The 14,707-nt window shown below is 68.5% G+C and carries 15 protein-coding genes; 5 read left to right on the top strand and 10 right to left on the bottom strand.

What is annotated here, in order from left to right:
• Nucleotides 1-24: 24 nt before the first annotated feature.
• A complete protein-coding gene (locus ACSQ2G_RS13375; RefSeq protein WP_436031557.1) occupies nucleotides 25-252 on the bottom strand; it encodes a hypothetical protein in 228 nt (75 codons plus the stop codon).
• A gap of 84 nt (nucleotides 253-336) precedes the next feature.
• Here ACSQ2G_RS13375 and ACSQ2G_RS13370 point away from each other — a divergent pair, with 84 nt between their 5' ends.
• The 5 genes from ACSQ2G_RS13370 to ACSQ2G_RS13350 all read left to right on the top strand — a co-directional run bounded on the left by ACSQ2G_RS13370 (nucleotide 337) and on the right by ACSQ2G_RS13350 (nucleotide 3,946).
• Nucleotides 337-1,008 (top strand): helix-turn-helix domain-containing protein, encoded by a 672-nt coding sequence (locus ACSQ2G_RS13370; protein WP_436031555.1) that lies wholly within the window; start codon nucleotides 337-339, stop codon nucleotides 1,006-1,008.
• 67 nt (nucleotides 1,009-1,075) lie between these two features.
• On the top strand, nucleotides 1,076-2,653 hold the full coding sequence (locus tag ACSQ2G_RS13365; RefSeq protein WP_436031553.1) for a sulfotransferase: 1,578 nt from the start codon (nucleotides 1,076-1,078) through the stop codon (nucleotides 2,651-2,653).
• A 666-nt stretch (nucleotides 2,654-3,319) separates the two neighbouring features.
• On the top strand, nucleotides 3,320-3,571 hold the full coding sequence (locus tag ACSQ2G_RS13360; protein WP_436031551.1) for a hypothetical protein: 252 nt from the start codon (nucleotides 3,320-3,322) through the stop codon (nucleotides 3,569-3,571).
• Entirely contained in the window at nucleotides 3,568-3,750 is a 183-nt protein-coding gene (locus ACSQ2G_RS13355) for a hypothetical protein (RefSeq protein ID WP_436031549.1), read from the top strand. The genes ACSQ2G_RS13360 and ACSQ2G_RS13355 overlap by 4 nt, the downstream gene beginning before the upstream one ends.
• Nucleotides 3,751-3,775: 25 nt before the next feature.
• Nucleotides 3,776-3,946, top strand: coding sequence for a hypothetical protein (locus ACSQ2G_RS13350; protein WP_436031547.1), 171 nt, complete (start codon nucleotides 3,776-3,778; stop codon nucleotides 3,944-3,946).
• A 53-nt stretch (nucleotides 3,947-3,999) separates the two neighbouring features.
• On the opposite strand, the gene ACSQ2G_RS13345 is transcribed toward ACSQ2G_RS13350, so the two are convergent.
• The 9 genes from ACSQ2G_RS13345 to ACSQ2G_RS13305 all read right to left on the bottom strand — a co-directional run bounded on the left by ACSQ2G_RS13345 (nucleotide 4,000) and on the right by ACSQ2G_RS13305 (nucleotide 14,706).
• On the bottom strand, nucleotides 4,000-4,692 hold the full coding sequence (locus ACSQ2G_RS13345; protein WP_436031545.1) for a response regulator: 693 nt from the start codon (nucleotides 4,690-4,692) through the stop codon (nucleotides 4,000-4,002).
• 7 nt (nucleotides 4,693-4,699) lie between these two features.
• Nucleotides 4,700-7,378, bottom strand: coding sequence for a DUF4118 domain-containing protein (locus ACSQ2G_RS13340; RefSeq protein WP_436031543.1), 2,679 nt, complete (start codon nucleotides 7,376-7,378; stop codon nucleotides 4,700-4,702).
• Entirely contained in the window at nucleotides 7,378-7,971 is a 594-nt protein-coding gene (kdpC, locus tag ACSQ2G_RS13335; RefSeq protein WP_436031541.1) for a potassium-transporting ATPase subunit KdpC, read from the bottom strand. Before kdpC ends, ACSQ2G_RS13340 begins: the two co-directional genes overlap by 1 nt.
• A 27-nt stretch (nucleotides 7,972-7,998) precedes the next feature.
• The gene (gene kdpB / locus ACSQ2G_RS13330; RefSeq protein WP_436031539.1) at nucleotides 7,999-10,083 is read right to left on the bottom strand and encodes a potassium-transporting ATPase subunit KdpB; all 2,085 of its coding nucleotides are present in this window, start codon (nucleotides 10,081-10,083) and stop codon (nucleotides 7,999-8,001) included.
• Between the two features lie 18 nt (nucleotides 10,084-10,101).
• Nucleotides 10,102-11,814 carry a potassium-transporting ATPase subunit KdpA gene (gene kdpA / locus ACSQ2G_RS13325; protein WP_436031537.1) on the bottom strand — a complete coding sequence of 571 codons (1,713 nt, stop codon included), beginning with the start codon at nucleotides 11,812-11,814 and terminating at the stop codon, nucleotides 10,102-10,104.
• A gap of 13 nt (nucleotides 11,815-11,827) precedes the next feature.
• Nucleotides 11,828-11,920, bottom strand: a complete 93-nt coding sequence (locus ACSQ2G_RS13320; protein WP_132095333.1) for a potassium-transporting ATPase subunit F — start codon at nucleotides 11,918-11,920, stop codon at nucleotides 11,828-11,830.
• A 197-nt stretch (nucleotides 11,921-12,117) separates the two neighbouring features.
• Nucleotides 12,118-12,921 carry an MBL fold metallo-hydrolase gene (locus tag ACSQ2G_RS13315; protein WP_436031535.1) on the bottom strand — a complete coding sequence of 268 codons (804 nt, stop codon included), beginning with the start codon at nucleotides 12,919-12,921 and terminating at the stop codon, nucleotides 12,118-12,120.
• On the bottom strand, nucleotides 12,918-13,697 hold the full coding sequence (locus tag ACSQ2G_RS13310; protein WP_436031533.1) for a TatD family hydrolase: 780 nt from the start codon (nucleotides 13,695-13,697) through the stop codon (nucleotides 12,918-12,920). The genes ACSQ2G_RS13315 and ACSQ2G_RS13310 overlap by 4 nt, the downstream gene beginning before the upstream one ends.
• Nucleotides 13,698-13,701: 4 nt before the next feature.
• Nucleotides 13,702-14,706: a DNA polymerase III subunit delta' gene (locus ACSQ2G_RS13305; protein WP_436031531.1), complete on the bottom strand. Its 1,005-nt coding sequence runs from the start codon at nucleotides 14,704-14,706 to the stop codon at nucleotides 13,702-13,704.
• Between the last annotated feature and the right edge of the window lies 1 nt (nucleotide 14,707).

Below are 14,707 nucleotides of genomic sequence, written 5' to 3'. Positions count from 1 at the left end.
TCCTAGACACGTGCTGGGGCGGCGCTATCCGCTATCGGAAGTTGCAGCGATAACCATGGGAGCGGCAGGCTGTTGGGAGCTGTGATTTCGCGTGAATTTCTCGATATTGATCACTTTCGCGAGCAATTGCGCGGCCGAGACGCACCAGGCATACAAATCGAACCCGGACTGATAAGCATCCGATTCCGGCGCATAAATCTCGACGGCATGATCTTCAGCGATAATCGCGTGAACCGGAGATTGATCGATCATTCTCGCATAGAGCGAGGATGGATATATTTCATAGTAAATCTTGCGCCAGCTATATTCTGCGGACTAGAGGTGACGGGCGGTCACATGACTGTCCTTAATTCTGGTCGAGAATATAGAAACGTTATTTCTAGCAACTGGCATGCGATCGGAATCCTGATCGAGGAGACCGCTCTATCTGAAGAAGGTATTTGGCCGGACCCTAAGCTTCTTATGGGTCCGGAAGACGCTTCAATCCCCTTGCCGGTGGAACTTACCGGCATCTTTCGTCGCCTGGCCGAGGTGGCGTTCGATGGAAATCCGAGCAGACCTGGCGATGACGCTTGGCTACGTGGCGCGCTGTTGCGGGCGCTCGACAAGGCGCTCAGGATCGGCGCGCGCGGACGAGGCCCCCCTCATCCCTTCCGCATGGTCGATGGCTACGAGCTGACGCTGAGAATGATCCGGTATGTCGAAAGCCGGTTCGGGCGACGCATGACCGTGAGCGAGGTGGCCTCTGAACTAAACGTCACGCCGCGCGCGCTGCATTATGCCGCGCGTTCGACGCTCGGCCTGAGTCCGCTCGATCTGATCCTCGCTTTCCGGCTCAATCACGTGCGCAAAGAATTTTGGGATATGCGCCGGTCCGAGGCGAGTATTACACGGGCCGCCATGATGCAGGATTTCGGACATCTCGGACGGTTTTCCCAGCATTATCGAAGCTATTTCGGCGAACTGCCTTCACAGACGCTGCAGCGACTCCGGTCACTCACGGACTGACCGAACCCAGAGAGAGCCGGCGCCGATCCGCCGGATGTTCGGCGACGAACAAGCCTGAAAGGATAGAATGCACCCGGATCTGGCGGCAGCGATGCAAGCCTTGAAGGTCAACGACCTGGCTAAGGCCGAAACGCTGGTGCAGGCCCGCTTGGCGAGGCAGCCAGAGAATGCCGAGGCCCTGAGGTTGCTCGCCCATATCGCCGCCTCGACCGGCTTCGTCGCGGATGCGGAGCAACTCCTGCGCAAGGCGATCGCCATTGCGCCCGCGTTCGTCGAGGCCCACGCCGATCTCGCGTCGCTTCTCTGTCGTCTCGAGCGCCCCGCGGAGGCCGTCGCGCTGCTCGATCTTGCCATGACAAAGCAGCCCGGCGCCATCTGGCCGCTCTCGCTGAAAGCAGCCGTCCTCGACGCCGAGCGCCGGACGGAGGAAGCATTGGCGCTTCACGAAGCACTGGTCGGTCGCGCGCCGCACGCGGCGATTCCCTGGCTGAACTACGGCCATGCACTCCAGGCGGTCGGGCGGGTCGCCGAGGCGGTTACCGCCTACCGGACCTCGCTGCGGATCGATCCCGGGAATGGTTTTGCCTGGCGTGCGCTGACCGATCTTCGGACGGTCGGGCTCGCACCGGGCGACATCGAACTGATGGAACGCGCCCTCCCCCAAGCCGGCGATGGGCTGCAGCTCGCGCAGCTTCATTTTGCCTTGGGGAGGGCGCTGGGGCCCCAGGGCGATTTCGCGCGGTCGTTCCGGCACTATGAAAAGGGCAACCAGATTCGACAAAGGCTGGTCCCTTATGATCCTGGTGCGACAGGCGATCTGGCCGGCCGGGTCGAGGCGAGATTCAGCACCGAATTTTTCGGCGAGCGGGCGGGACGCGGGTGCGACGCGCCCGACCCGATCTTCATCGTCGGGATGCCACGTTCTGGCTCCACGCTGGTCGAGCAAATCCTCGCAAGCCATCCGATGATCGAAGGCTGCGGCGAGCTGTTCGAGCTGCAAAACCTGGCCGCACAGCTCGGAGAAGGCGGCGTCTCGCAAACCGGCTGGCTCCAGGCCGTCGCCGAGATGGACGCTGGCGAGTTGCAGGTGCTCGGGCAGCGCTATCTCGCTTCGGCGCGGCGATACAGGAAGACGGATCGCCCGTTCTTCACCGACAAGATGCCCGCCAATTGGCGATATGTCGGGTTGATCCACCTCATTCTGCCGGGCGCGAAGATCATCGATGTCCGGCGGCATCCGCTCGCGTGCTGCTTTTCGGCCTTCACCACCTACTTCAATCGCGAGACGAGTTTCCCGACCAGCCTGGAGGATCTCGGCCGATATTATCGGGACTATGTCCGCATGATCGCGCACCTGGATTCGGTGCTGCCTGGGAGAATCCATCAGGTTGGATACGAGCGCCTGGTGACTGACCTTGAAAGAGAACTGCGCCGTCTGCTCGACTATCTCGGCCTGCCATTCGACCCGGCATGCCTGCGCTTCCATGAGAATGCGCGAGCCGTCTACACGCCGAGCGCTCAGCAGGTCCGCAGGCCAGTCAACGGCGAGGGGCTTGAATTTTGGCGCAACTACGAACCGTGGCTCACTCCTTTGAAGGATGCCTTGGGATCAGTGCTGGAGTTCTATCCAAGTACACCCGCATAGGCGCCCTTAGGCGAATAATAGCAGCAGATGATTTGAATCTGGGATTGGAAGTCCACTTTCGGGCAGTATTCCTGTTGCGCTGAACGACCGGCATTGGGCGCATAGCGTGTGTGCGGCCATACCCAATCGGCACAACCGCTGGTGGACCCGAAGGACCTGGTTCATGAGAGGACCGTCTCAGGCCTGGCCGCTGCCAAGGCGCGGGGGCGGTTGGGTGGTCGCCCGGAAGCGGCTGCTGGCGGCTCCTGAAACGACAGGAGCGGAGGTCGCGAATACATTGGGCGTCGCGCGATCGACGCTCTACGATCGCCCGGCAGGACGCCAACCGTTATGCTTAGCGTATATTAGCGTATATTACGCGTACAAACCTTGAGGTGAGCCCACAAGCCTTGAGATGAGCCCCACCTCTCTAGAATGGTCGATGTTCTTAGTTTGCACCTCTAAGCGCCTTTCAGCGCACAAACCTTGAGGTGAGCCCAGATATGGTGACAAGGCTCTGGCGGCCCGTTAGCCGGCCAGCGTCGATGCCTGGTGAGCACGCCCGAGGTCGAGGCCTTTTTCCGGACGATAGAAAAGCATCGAAGCTATTGGGGCGCGGGCGCGTTATGGTGGACCACGCCTGTGATCGCCCCGCGCCATGCGGGATCGCCGGCCTGAAAGGACCTCATGTCCGACCGACCGGACGCGCGCCAGGCCCCGCGCTGGACCGCCCTGCTCGACCTGATCGGCATCCACCAGATCACGGCGCAGGAAATCCGCGCCGAGACGCTGTTCCTGGGGAGCCGCCACCAGGGACGGATCGTCGAGGGAGCCCAGCTGGAACTGAAGGCGCCCGAACTCTCCGCCCATCGCGGCGCCCTGCTGCGGGCCGTGATCCGCGCGGCGCCGCCGACCGCCGCCGTGGAGACCGACCGATGACCGACGAGGAAGCCCAGGTCCTGCGGCGCGAAAACGATTACCTCAAGCGCCGCAACGCCCAGCTGCAGGACGACGTCACCAGCCTGAGCGGCCAGCTCCTGCGCCTGCAGCAGGAGCTGGAGCGGATGAGCGGTCGCCGCGCCGCAGCCTCGCCCGATCCCCTGTCGGGCGGCCAATAGAATGACGCTTTCCCCGGGACAGCTCGTGGCCCTGAAGAACCTCGCCCGCAAAAAGGCCGGGGAGGCCGTCGACTGGATCAACATCGCCGATGCGCGTGGGTTGACCGATCTGGGCCTGGCCGAGCGCAACGGCGGCGGCTGGGTGATCACGACGGACGGCCTCGCCGCCCTGGCGAACCAGAACGCTTCCGAATAACGTCATAACCACTCGAAGTCATGCGACTATCGCCGCCAGATTTCGTGCGATATTCAGTCACCGATGAAGCGGTAGCCGATCCCCGGTTCCGTCAGGATCATCGTCGGGGTCGATGGGTCGGCCTCCAGCTTCTGGCGCAGCTGTCCGACGAACACCCGCAGGTACTGGGTGTCCTGGGCGTGGGCCGGACCCCAGACGGCGGTGAGCAGGTCCTTGTGGGTCAGCACCTTGCCTCGGGCCTGGGCCAGGCGGGCCAGGACTTCGTATTCACGCGGCGAGACCTTCACCACGACCCCGTCGCGGGTCACCAGGTGCTTTTCGAGATCGATCTCGACCGCTCCCGCCCGGATCGGCGCCAGAGGACCTTGAGCCTGGCCGCGCTGACGGAGCGCCACGCGAAGACGCGCCAGCAACTCCCCGACTCCGAACGGTTTTTCCACATAGTCGTTGGCGCCCAGGTCCAGGGCCTGGATCTTCTCGGCCTCGCGATCGCGCGCCGACAGGATGACGATCGGGCCCTCGTAGAAGGCGCGAGCCTTCTCCAGCACCGCCTTGCCGTCCATGTCGGGCAGGCCCAGGTCCAGCACCACGGCGTCCGGCGACCACAGGGCGATGCCGCGCAGCCCCTCCTGGCCGCTGTCGGCCCGCAGCGGCTCATAGCCGGCGGCGTCCAGGGCCGGGCCGAGGAACCGATGGATCTGCGGCTCGTCGTCGATGATCAGGATGCGTTGGCGGACAGCGCTCATGGCTTGGTCATAGCAGATGATGCGGAGTTGCGATGGCCTTGGGCAGGCTGATCAGGATCCGCGTCCCCTTGCCGTCGTGGATCGGGCTGGCGGCGGCGATCCGCCCGCCCATGGCGTCGACGAAGCCCTTGGAGATCGACAGGCCAAGGCCCGCCCCCTGGTGGCGGTCGGTGGGCTCCTCCATGCGGCGGAACTTCTCGAACACCTGCTCCAGCTCGGCGGTCGGAATGCCCCTGCCCTCGTCCTCGATGCTGATCACCACGTTGGAGCGGTCCTCGTAGGCGGCCATCTCGATCCGGGCGCCGTCCTGGCTGTAGGCGATGGCGTTCTCCAGGATGTTGACCACGGCCTGTTCCAGCAGGCTGGGATCGGCGCGCACTAGGCTGAGCTCGACGGGAAAGTCGCGGGCCAGGACCCGGGTCTCCAGCCGGCGCGAGACCCGCTCGGCCGCCGCGCCCAGCACGTCGCGCACGTCGGTCCAGTCGGTGCGCAGCCGCAGCGCCCCGCCCTCCAGCCGGGTCATGTCCAGCAGGTTGCCGACATAGCGGTTCAGCCGCTCGGCCTCCTCGCGGATGCTGAGCAGCAGGTCGTCGCGCACCGCCGCCGTCATGCCCTTGCCGTAGTCGATCAGGGTGCTGGAAGCCCCCAGGACCGTGGACAGCGGCGTGCGCAGGTCGTGGCTGATCGAGTTCAGCAGGGCCGAGCGGAAGCGGTCGGCGCGGCGCAGGGTCTCGGTCTCGACGGCTTCGGTCGCCAATTCTGCGCGCTCCAGGGCCACGGCCCCCTGCTCCAGCAAGGCCAGCAGCAGCCGTTCGTCCTCGGACCCGGCGACCATGGCCCCGGCCTCGACGCCGGCCACCCCGGCCCGTGAGCGCACGCCCTCCAACGGCCAGAAGGTCCAACGGGTCTGCGGCAGGGTGCCGGTGCCGAACCCCGCCGCCTCGCCCTTCTCCCAGGCCCAGCGCGCGGCGGCCATCGGCGCGGCGTCCAATTCCTCCAGGGTCGGCGCGCCGGCGGCCGGCTGGAGTTCGCCATTGGCCGGCAGCAGCACCACGGCCTTGGCCCCGACCGCCGCCGCCGTCTGTTCGGCTAGCGCCTTGGCCGCCGCCTCGCGCCCGGCGGCCGCCGAGAAGGTGCGGCTGGCGGCCAGCAGGGCCGAGACCGCCGAGGCTCGCCGCTGGGCGTCGCGGCCCTGATCGCGCACCCGGCCCGCCAGCCCGCCGGCCGCCAGGGCCACGGCCCAGAAGACCACCAGGGTCAAAAAGTCGGTCGGCGTGCCGATCGCGAACGAATGGCGCGGCTCCAGGAACATGTAGTTGTAGACCAGGAACGCCACGGTCGCCGCCGCCAGGGCCGGCCGCAGCCCGCGCAGCACGCCGGCCGCCAGCACCGCGGCCAGGAAGATCATCCCCAGGTCCACGCGGTCGAAGGCCACGTCCAGGCCCCAGGCCACGACCGTCGCGGCGGCGACGCAGCCGGCGGCGAGCAGGTAGGCCGTCCAGTCCACCTTCGGCCGGCGGGGCGGAACCTCGACGACCGCCTCGTGGGTGGCCTCGGTGACCACGTGGATCGCCGCCCCGCGCGCCTCGCGCAGCAGGGCCGCCGCCAGCGACCGCCCCAGCAGCTCGCGCCAGCGGCTGTCGGCCGACTTGCCGATGACGATCTGGGTGACGTTGTTGCGGCGGGCATAGGCCATCACCGTGGCGACGATGTCGGCCCCGCTGAGCACCACGGTCGAGCCGCCCAGTTGCTCGGCCAGCTTCAGGGCGTCCCGCAGCCGGGCCGCCGCCGCCGGCCCCCCGGCCGGCTGGTCCAGGCGGTCGACGTGGGTCACCGTCCAGGGCGCGTCCATCATCATGTCCGACAGCCGCCGGCCGGCCCGCACCAGGCCCGAGGCCATGGCGTCGCCGCCGACCAGCACCAGGATCCGCTCGCCGGCCGCCCAGGGGCCCTCGACCCCCTTCTCTCGCATGGCGGCGACCAGCTGGTCGTCGACGGTCTGGGCCGCGCGGCGCAGGGCCAGTTCGCGCAGGGCCGTCAGGTTCTCGACCTTGAAGAAGTTCTCGGAAGCCAGGCGCGCGGTCTCGGGCACATAGACCTTGCCCTCGCCCAGGCGGTCGCGCAGTTCCTCGGGGGTGATGTCGATCAGTTCGATGGCGTCGGCCCGCGACAAGGCGCTGTCGGGCACGGTCTCGCGCTGGCGCACGCCGGTGATGCGCTGGACGACGTCGACCAGGCTCTCCAGGTGCTGGACGTTCAGGGTGGTCCAGACGTCGATGCCGGCCGCCAGCAGTTCCTCAACGTCCTGCCAGCGCTTAGGATGGCGCGAGCCGGGGGCGTTGGAATGGGCGTATTCGTCGACCAGCAGCAGGGCCGGCCGGCGGGCCAGGGCCGTGTCGAGGTCGAATTCCATCATCACGTGGCCGCGATGGTCGATCGGCTTGCGTGGCAGCACGTCCATGCCGCGCAGCAGGCTTTCGGTTTCGCGCCGGCCGTGGGTTTCGACCAGGCCGATCAGCACGTCCTGGCCGTCGGCCTTGCGGCGGCGGGCGGCGCGCAGCATCTCGTAGGTCTTGCCCACGCCCGGGGCCATGCCCAGGAACACCTTCAGGCGCCCCCGGCCCGCCTTGACGGCGGCGGCCAGGAGCGCCTCGGGATCAGGTCTTTTCGGATCGTCAGCCGGCACTAGCCGTCCTTCTTGCGCTGGGCCGCGAAGCGGGCGTCCAGCGCCCGGTTGACCGCCAGCACATTGACCCGCGGCTGGCCGACGAAGCCGAACAGCCGGCCTTGGACCTGGCCGTCGACCACCGCCCGGACGGCGGCGACCGATACCCCCCGCGCCCTGGCGACGCGTGGGGCCTGGAAGCGGGCGTACTCGGGCGAGATGTCCGGATCCAGGCCCGAGCCGGAGGTGGTCACGGCGTCGGCGGGGATGGCCGCGCCGGGGTTCTCGGCGCGCAGGGCGTCGGCGTCGGCCTTGATCCGCTTGGCCAGGGCTTCGTTCAGCGGACCCATGTTCGAGCCGCTGGAGGCCGAGGCGTCATAGCCGTCAGCGCCGGCCGCCGACGGGCGCGGGTGCAGGTAGCCGGGCTTGGCGAAGGCCTGGCCGATCAGGGCCGAGCCGACGACCGCGCCACGGGCGTCGCGCACCAGGCCGCCATTGGCCTGGGCTGGGAACGCGGCTTGGGCCACCCCGGTGACGGCCAGCGGATAGGCCAGGCCCAGCAGGACCGTGAACAGGCCCATGGAGACGATGGCGGGTCGAAGTTGGGAGAGCATGACTTTTGAGTCTCCGAGAATTGCAGCTTAGGCCAAGCCGAGGCCAGATACGATCAGGTCGATCAGCTTGATGCCGACGAACGGGGCGACCAGGCCGCCCAGGCCGTAGACCAGCAGGTTGCGCGACAAGAGCTTTCCCGCCCCAACCGCCCGATATTTCACGCCTTTCAGGGCCAGGGGGATCAGGGCGACGATGACCAGGGCGTTGAAGATCACCGCCGACAGAATGGCGCTCTGCGGGCTGTGCAGATGCATGACGTTCAGCGCGCCGAGCGCCGGCAGGGCGACCACGAACATCGCCGGGATGATGGCGAAGTACTTGGCCACGTCGTTGGCGATCGAGAAGGTCGTCAGCGCGCCGCGGGTGATCAGCATCTGCTTGCCCACCTCGACGATCTCGATGACCTTGGTTGGGTCGCTGTCGAGGTCGACCATGTTGCCGGCCTCGCGGGCGGCCTGGGCGCCGGTCTGCATCGCCACGCCGACGTCGGCCTGGGCCAGGGCGGGCGCGTCGTTGGCCCCGTCGCCGCACATGGCCACCAGCCGGCCCTTGCCCTGCTCCTCGCGGATCAGCCGCAGCTTGTCCTCTGGCGTGGCCTCGGCCAGGAAGTCGTCGACTCCGGCCTCCGAGGCGATGGCGGCGGCGGTCACCGGGTTGTCGCCGGTGATCATCACCGTACGCAGGCCCATGCGGCGCAGGTCAGCGAAGCGTTCCTTGACGTTGGGCTTGACCACGTCCTTCAGGTGAATGACCCCGACCAGAACCCCGTTCTCGCTGACCGCCAGCGGCGTGCCGCCCGAGCGGGCGATGCGGTCGACGGCGGCCGTCACCTCGCCGGGGACCTGCCTGGGATCCAGGGCCAGCGACCGGTAGACGGCGTCCACCGCCCCCTTGCGCCAGGACATCCCGTCCGCGTCGAGGCCCGACTGGCGGGTCGTGGCGCTGAAGGCGATCGAGGTCGCGCCGGCCGGCGCTTCGATGACGATCCCCTGGTTGCGGCCCAGTTCGACGATCGAGCGGCCTTCCGGCGTCTCGTCGGCCAGGGAGGCGCTGACGGCGGCTCGCAGGGCGGCGTCCGGACGCACGCCGGGCGCGGCGATCACCTCGGTGGCCATGCGGTTGCCGAAGGTGATGGTGCCGGTCTTGTCCAGCAGCAGGGTGTCGACGTCGCCCGCCGCCTCCACGGCCCGGCCCGAGGTGGCCAGGACGTTGTGCTTAATCAGCCGGTCCATGCCGGCGATGCCGACCGCCGACAGCAGCCCGCCGATCGTCGTCGGAATGAGCGTGATGAACAGCGCCCCCAGCACCAGCGGGTCCAGGGCCACGCCCGAGAACTGGCCCAGGCCCAGCAGGGTGACCACGGCGATCAGGAAGATCAGGGTCAGGCCGGCCAGCAGCACGGCCAGGGCGATCTCGTTGGGCGTCTTGCGACGGTCCGCGCCCTCGACCATGGCGATCATGCGGTCCAGGAACGTGCCGCCTGGCGAGGCAGTGACCCGCACCTTGATCCAGTCCGACACCACGGTGGTGCCGCCAGTGACGGCCGAGCGGTCGCCGCCGCTCTCGCGGATGACCGGGGCGCTCTCGCCGGTGATGGCCGCCTCGTTGACGCTGGCCATGCCCTCGATGATCTCGCCGTCGGTCGGGACCACGTCGCCGGCCTCGACCAGGATCACCTCGCCGGGGACCAGCTTGTGGGCGGCGGTCGGGATGATCGTGCCGGTCTTGTCGTCGATGATCAGCTTGGCGTTGGTGGTCACGCGGGTGGCGCGCAGGCTGTCGGCGGCGGCCTTGCCCCGCCCTTCGGCGACGCTTTCGGCCAGGTTGGCGAACAGCACCGTGGCCCATAGCCAGCCGGCGATCTGGATCGCGAAGCCGGCCGGCTGACCGCCCGCCACCGCCGCGACGGCCGAGACCGTCGACAGCAGGGCCACGATCCAGGTGGCGAAGATCACCGGATTGCCGGTCAGCTCGCGCGGGTCCAGCTTGACGAAGGCGTCCTTGGCCGCGCGGGTCAGGATGGCCGCGGACAGGCCGCCGGTCAGGGCGCTGGCCTTGCGCCGGCCCTCCCCGGTCTGGGGCTCGTCCAAGGGAGCTTGAAGGGTCGTCATCTTCAATCGCCTTTGCGATCAGGACGCGCGGGCGACCGCGGCGAGCACCTGGAAGTGCTCGACGATCGGACCCAGCGCCAATGCGGGGAAGAACTGCAGGCCGCCCAGGATCAGGATCACCCCTACAAGCAGGCCGATGAACAGGCCGCCGTCGGTGGGCAGGGTCCCGGCGGACGGGGCCAGCTTGGGCTTGGCGGCCAGCGAGCCGGCCATGGCCAGGACGGCGATGATCGGCATGAACCGGCCCATGGCCATGGCCACGCCCAGGGTCGCGTCCCACCAGGGGGCGTTGGCGGTCAGGCCGGCGAAGGCCGAGCCGTTGTTGGCCGTGGCCGAGGTGTAGGCGTAGAGGATCTCCGACAGGCCGTGCGGACCGGAGTGCATCAGGCCCTTCAGCGCCTCGGGCAGGATCGCGGCGATGGCCGAGAAGCCCAGGGTCGAGACCGGGATGGCCACCACGGCCAGGATCGACAGCTGCACCTCGCGGGCCTCGATCTTCTTGCCGAGATATTCGGGGGTTCGGCCCACCATCAGGCCGGCCACGAACACCGACAGCACGGCCATGACCACCATGATGGCGATGCCCGAGCCGATGCCGCCGGGCAGGATCTCGCCCAGGTGCATCAGGAACATCGCCATGCCGCCGCCCAGCGGCATCAGGCTGGAGTGCATGCCGTTGACCGAGCCGTTCGAGGCTCCCGTGGTCATGGCGACCCAGGCGGCGGTGGCCGGGGCGCCGAAGCGGGTCTCCTTGCCCTCCATGTTGACCGAGGCGTCGACATGGGCGGCGACCAGGGCCGGCGGGCTCTGCGTCTCGGTGACGTAGATCGTCGCCGCGCCTGCCGACAGCAGGACCATGCCCGCTACCACTAGGGCCCGAATGTCCTTCTTGGCCAAGACGCTACGGCCGAAAGCGAAGAAGGCGGCCCAGCCCAGCGTGTTGATCGAGACCGCCGTGATCAGGTTGGTCAGCGGCGTGGGGTTCTCGAACGGGTGTGCGGAGTTGGCGTTGAAGATCCCGCCGCCGTTGATGCCCAGCATCTTGATGGCCTCCTGCGAGGCCACGGCGTAGAGCGAGATCTTCTGGTCGGCGCCTTCCAGGGTGTGGGCGGTGACGCTGGCGGCCAGGGTCTGGGGCAGGCCCAGGGCGACCAGGACCACGGCCAGCAGGAACGACAGCGGCAGCAGCACATAGAGCGTGGTGCGCACCAGGTCGGCCCAGAAGTTGCCGACCCCCTCGCCGCGATTGGCGACGAACGCCCGGGCCAGGGCCGCGGCGATGGTCGCGCCGGTGGCGGCCGAGACGAAGTTCTGGGTGGTCAGCACCAGCATCTGGCTCAACGTCGACATCGTCGACTCGCCAGCATAGCTCTGCCAGTTGGTGTTGGTGACGAAGCTGATCGCGGTGTTGAACGACAGGTGCCCGGAGAGACCTGGGAAGCCTTGCGGATTCAGCGGCAGCACGCCCTGCAGGCGCAGCACCGCATAGACCAGCAGGAAGCCGACCAGGTTGAAGGCCAACAGCGCGCCGGCATAGCCGTACCAGCTCTGGCTCTTGGCCGGATCGACGCCGCAGGCCTTGTAGAAGACGGCCTCGACCGGACGCAACACCGGGTCCAGCCAGGTGCGCTCGCCGTTCCAGACCCGCGACATGTAAACGCCCAGCGGCCAGCCGATGGCGACCGCCAGGCCCAGCGTCAGGGCGATTTCCGCCCAGCCTTGCCAATTCATGAGATGAGTTCCGTCAGAACTTGTCGGGTCGGAGCAGGGCCACGACCATGTACGCCGCGACGACGAGCGCCCCGGCGGCCCACAGCACGTTCACCAGCATGGTCACACGCGCCTCAGGGCGGCGGCGAAGGCGGCGAAGGCCAGGAACAGCCCGCCGCCAGCCGCCAGGAAGATCAGATCAGCCATCCTTGGCCTCCAGCTAACTTGGCTGGAGAGGACCACGGGGGCGCGTAAGGGCTCCATTCGCCATGGCGCGGATCGGCGTAAGGGGAGCGTAAAGGCGGGGACGCACCGCGCCGGGCCTCAAACCTCGAAGGTCATCCCATCATAGGCCGGCTCGACCCCCGGCGGAAGTTTCGCCGCCAAGGCGTTGAAATCCAGGTCGATATGCAGGTTGGTCAGGATGGCGCGGCGCGGCTTGGCGCGGGCGATCCAGTCCAGGGCCAGGCCGACATGGGCGTGGGTCGGATGAGGTGTCCAGCGCAGGGCGTCCACCACCCAGACGTCCAGGTCGCTCAGGGCCGCCCAGCTCGCCTCGGGAAAGCCGATGGCGTCGGGCGTATAGGCGACCTTGCCGAACCGGTAGCCGACGGCGCGGATCTCGCCATGGTCGACGTCGAAGGTGGTCACCGGGATCGCGCCGCTGGGCCCGTCCACGGTCCAGGGCTGGCCGTGCGGCGGAATGGGATGGGCGTCGCAGATGGCCGGATAGCCGCCGTGGCTCTCGAAGATATAGCCGAACCGCCGCCCCAGGCTCTCCGTCGTATAGGCGTCCATATAGGTCGGCACGCGCCGGCGATGGTTCAGGAAGAACGCGCGCAGGTCGTCGATCCCGTGCGCCTGGTCGGCGTGGTCGTGGGTGAACAGGCAGGCGTCGACCCGCTTGACCCCCGCCCTCACCGCCTGCAGCCGGAAGTCCGGGGCGGTATCGACCACGACCGTCGTGTCGGTCGCGGGATCGCCGCTCGGCCGCCGCACCAGCATCGAGCAGCGGGTGCGCAAGTTCTTCGGTTCGGCCGGGTCGCAATCGCCCCAGGCGCCGTCGGCGCGCGGCACGCCGCCCGACGAGCCGGAGCCCAGGATCGTGAACTCCAGCTTGGCGGTCATTTCCGCGGGATCCGGTCGAACAGGGTGAAGAAGGCGTTCTCGGTGCGCGCCTCGGCGTCAGCCCGGGTCCAGCCGCGGATCTCGGCCAGCTTGTCCAGCACATGCGGCAGGTAGGCCGGCTCGTTGCGGCGGCCGCGCATCGGCACGGGCGCCAGGTACGGGCAGTCGGTCTCCAGGATGATCTTGTCGGCCGGCATGTCGGCGATGATGTCGCGCACCGCCTGGGCCTGCTTGAAGGTGGCGATCCCCGAAACCGAGAACCACGCCCCCAGCGCCGCCATGCGCTTGGCCAGTTCAGGACCGCTGGTGTAGCAGTGCATCAGGATCTTGAACGGGCCCCGGGCGTGCTCTTCTTCCAGGATGTCGCCCATCGCCGCGTCGGCCTCGCGGGTGTGAACCACCAGCGGCAGACCGGTCTGCCGCGCCGCGGCCGCATGGGCGCGGAACACGTCGGCCTGCAGGTCGCGCGGGCTGAGGTCGTAGTGGAAGTCCAGGCCCGTCTCGCCGATGCCAATCACCTTGGGCCGGCCGGCCAGCTCGACCAGCCGCTCGGTCGTCAGCTCAACATGGTCCTTGGCCTCGTGCGGATGGGCCCCGACCGTGCACCAGATGTCGTCATGGGCCATGGCGATGGCGTGGACGGCGTCGAATGACGGGATCTTGTCGCAGATGGTGACCATCAGCGCGATCCCGGCCTGGCGGGCGCGGTCGATCACCGCCTGGCGATCCTCGTCGTACTGATGGGCGTGCAGGTTTACGTGGCTGTCGATGAGCATGCGGTCACATCGCCGCTCGGGCGGCGGCGCGCAAGTCCATGATCGCGGTCCAGAACACATCGGCCCGGTCCAGGTTCACCGCCTCGGCTTCGCCGGGCGCGCGCATGATCTTCTCCCAGGCCGCCACCCAGCGGTCCAGACCGGCTGGCGTGCGTTCGCCGGCCATGCCGGTGGCCATGGCGTGGATCTGGTCGCCCAGGCGATCGAACAGCAATTCGAACCGCGCGGCGCCCTCGGCCCCCTTGAAGGTGTCGGCCATGGCCAGCAGTGCGCCTTCGTCCAGGTCGGGCAGCTTGCGCAGGATCTCGCCGGCCGCGTCGTCGGCCTCCAGGGCCCTGGCGGCGGCAAGCTGCAGGGCTCGGCCCGGCGCGCCCTTGGCCATCCGCGCCAGACGGTCGGCCTCGTGGGCCGAGACCCCGGCTCGCTGCTCGACCATGGCCGCGGCCTTGGACAGCTCCGGCGCGGGCACCACCAGCCGGCGGCAGCGCGAGCGGATGGTCGGCAGCAGGCGGCCCGGCGAATGGCTGACCAGCAGGATCACCCCGCGCGGCGGCGGTTCCTCCAGGGTCTTCAGCACGGCGTTGGCGGCGTTGACGTTCAGGTCGTCGGCGGCGTCGATGATCGCCACCCGGTAGGGCGAGACGGCCGGAGAATTGGCGAAGAAGGCCGGCAGCAGGCGGGCCTCGTCGACCGGGATCGACTTGCGGGCCTTGCCGTCGTCGGTTGCCCGCTCCAGCACCATCAGGTCGGGGTGCGACCGCGCGGCGACCTGGCGGCTGACGAAATCGGTCGGCGCCGAGCCTAGGGCGCCGAACGCCGGGTCGGGTCGCGCCCCCAGCAGGCGGCGGGCCATGCGATAGGCCAGAGTCGCCTTGCCCACGCCCTCGGGGCCGGTCAGTAGCCAGGCGTGGTGCAGCCGGCCGCGGTCCAGGGCGTCCAGGAAGGCCAACTCGGCGGCCTCGACGCCGTCGATGGCGAACACGTCGCGGGGATGGGGCGGCGCGTCCACG

The sequence above is a fragment of the Caulobacter sp. LjRoot300 genome (assembly GCF_964253875.1).
Lineage (GTDB): Bacteria > Pseudomonadota > Alphaproteobacteria > Caulobacterales > Caulobacteraceae > Caulobacter.
Note: the sequence above shows the minus strand (reverse complement) of the source record. Positions and strands in the feature narration are given on the sequence as shown.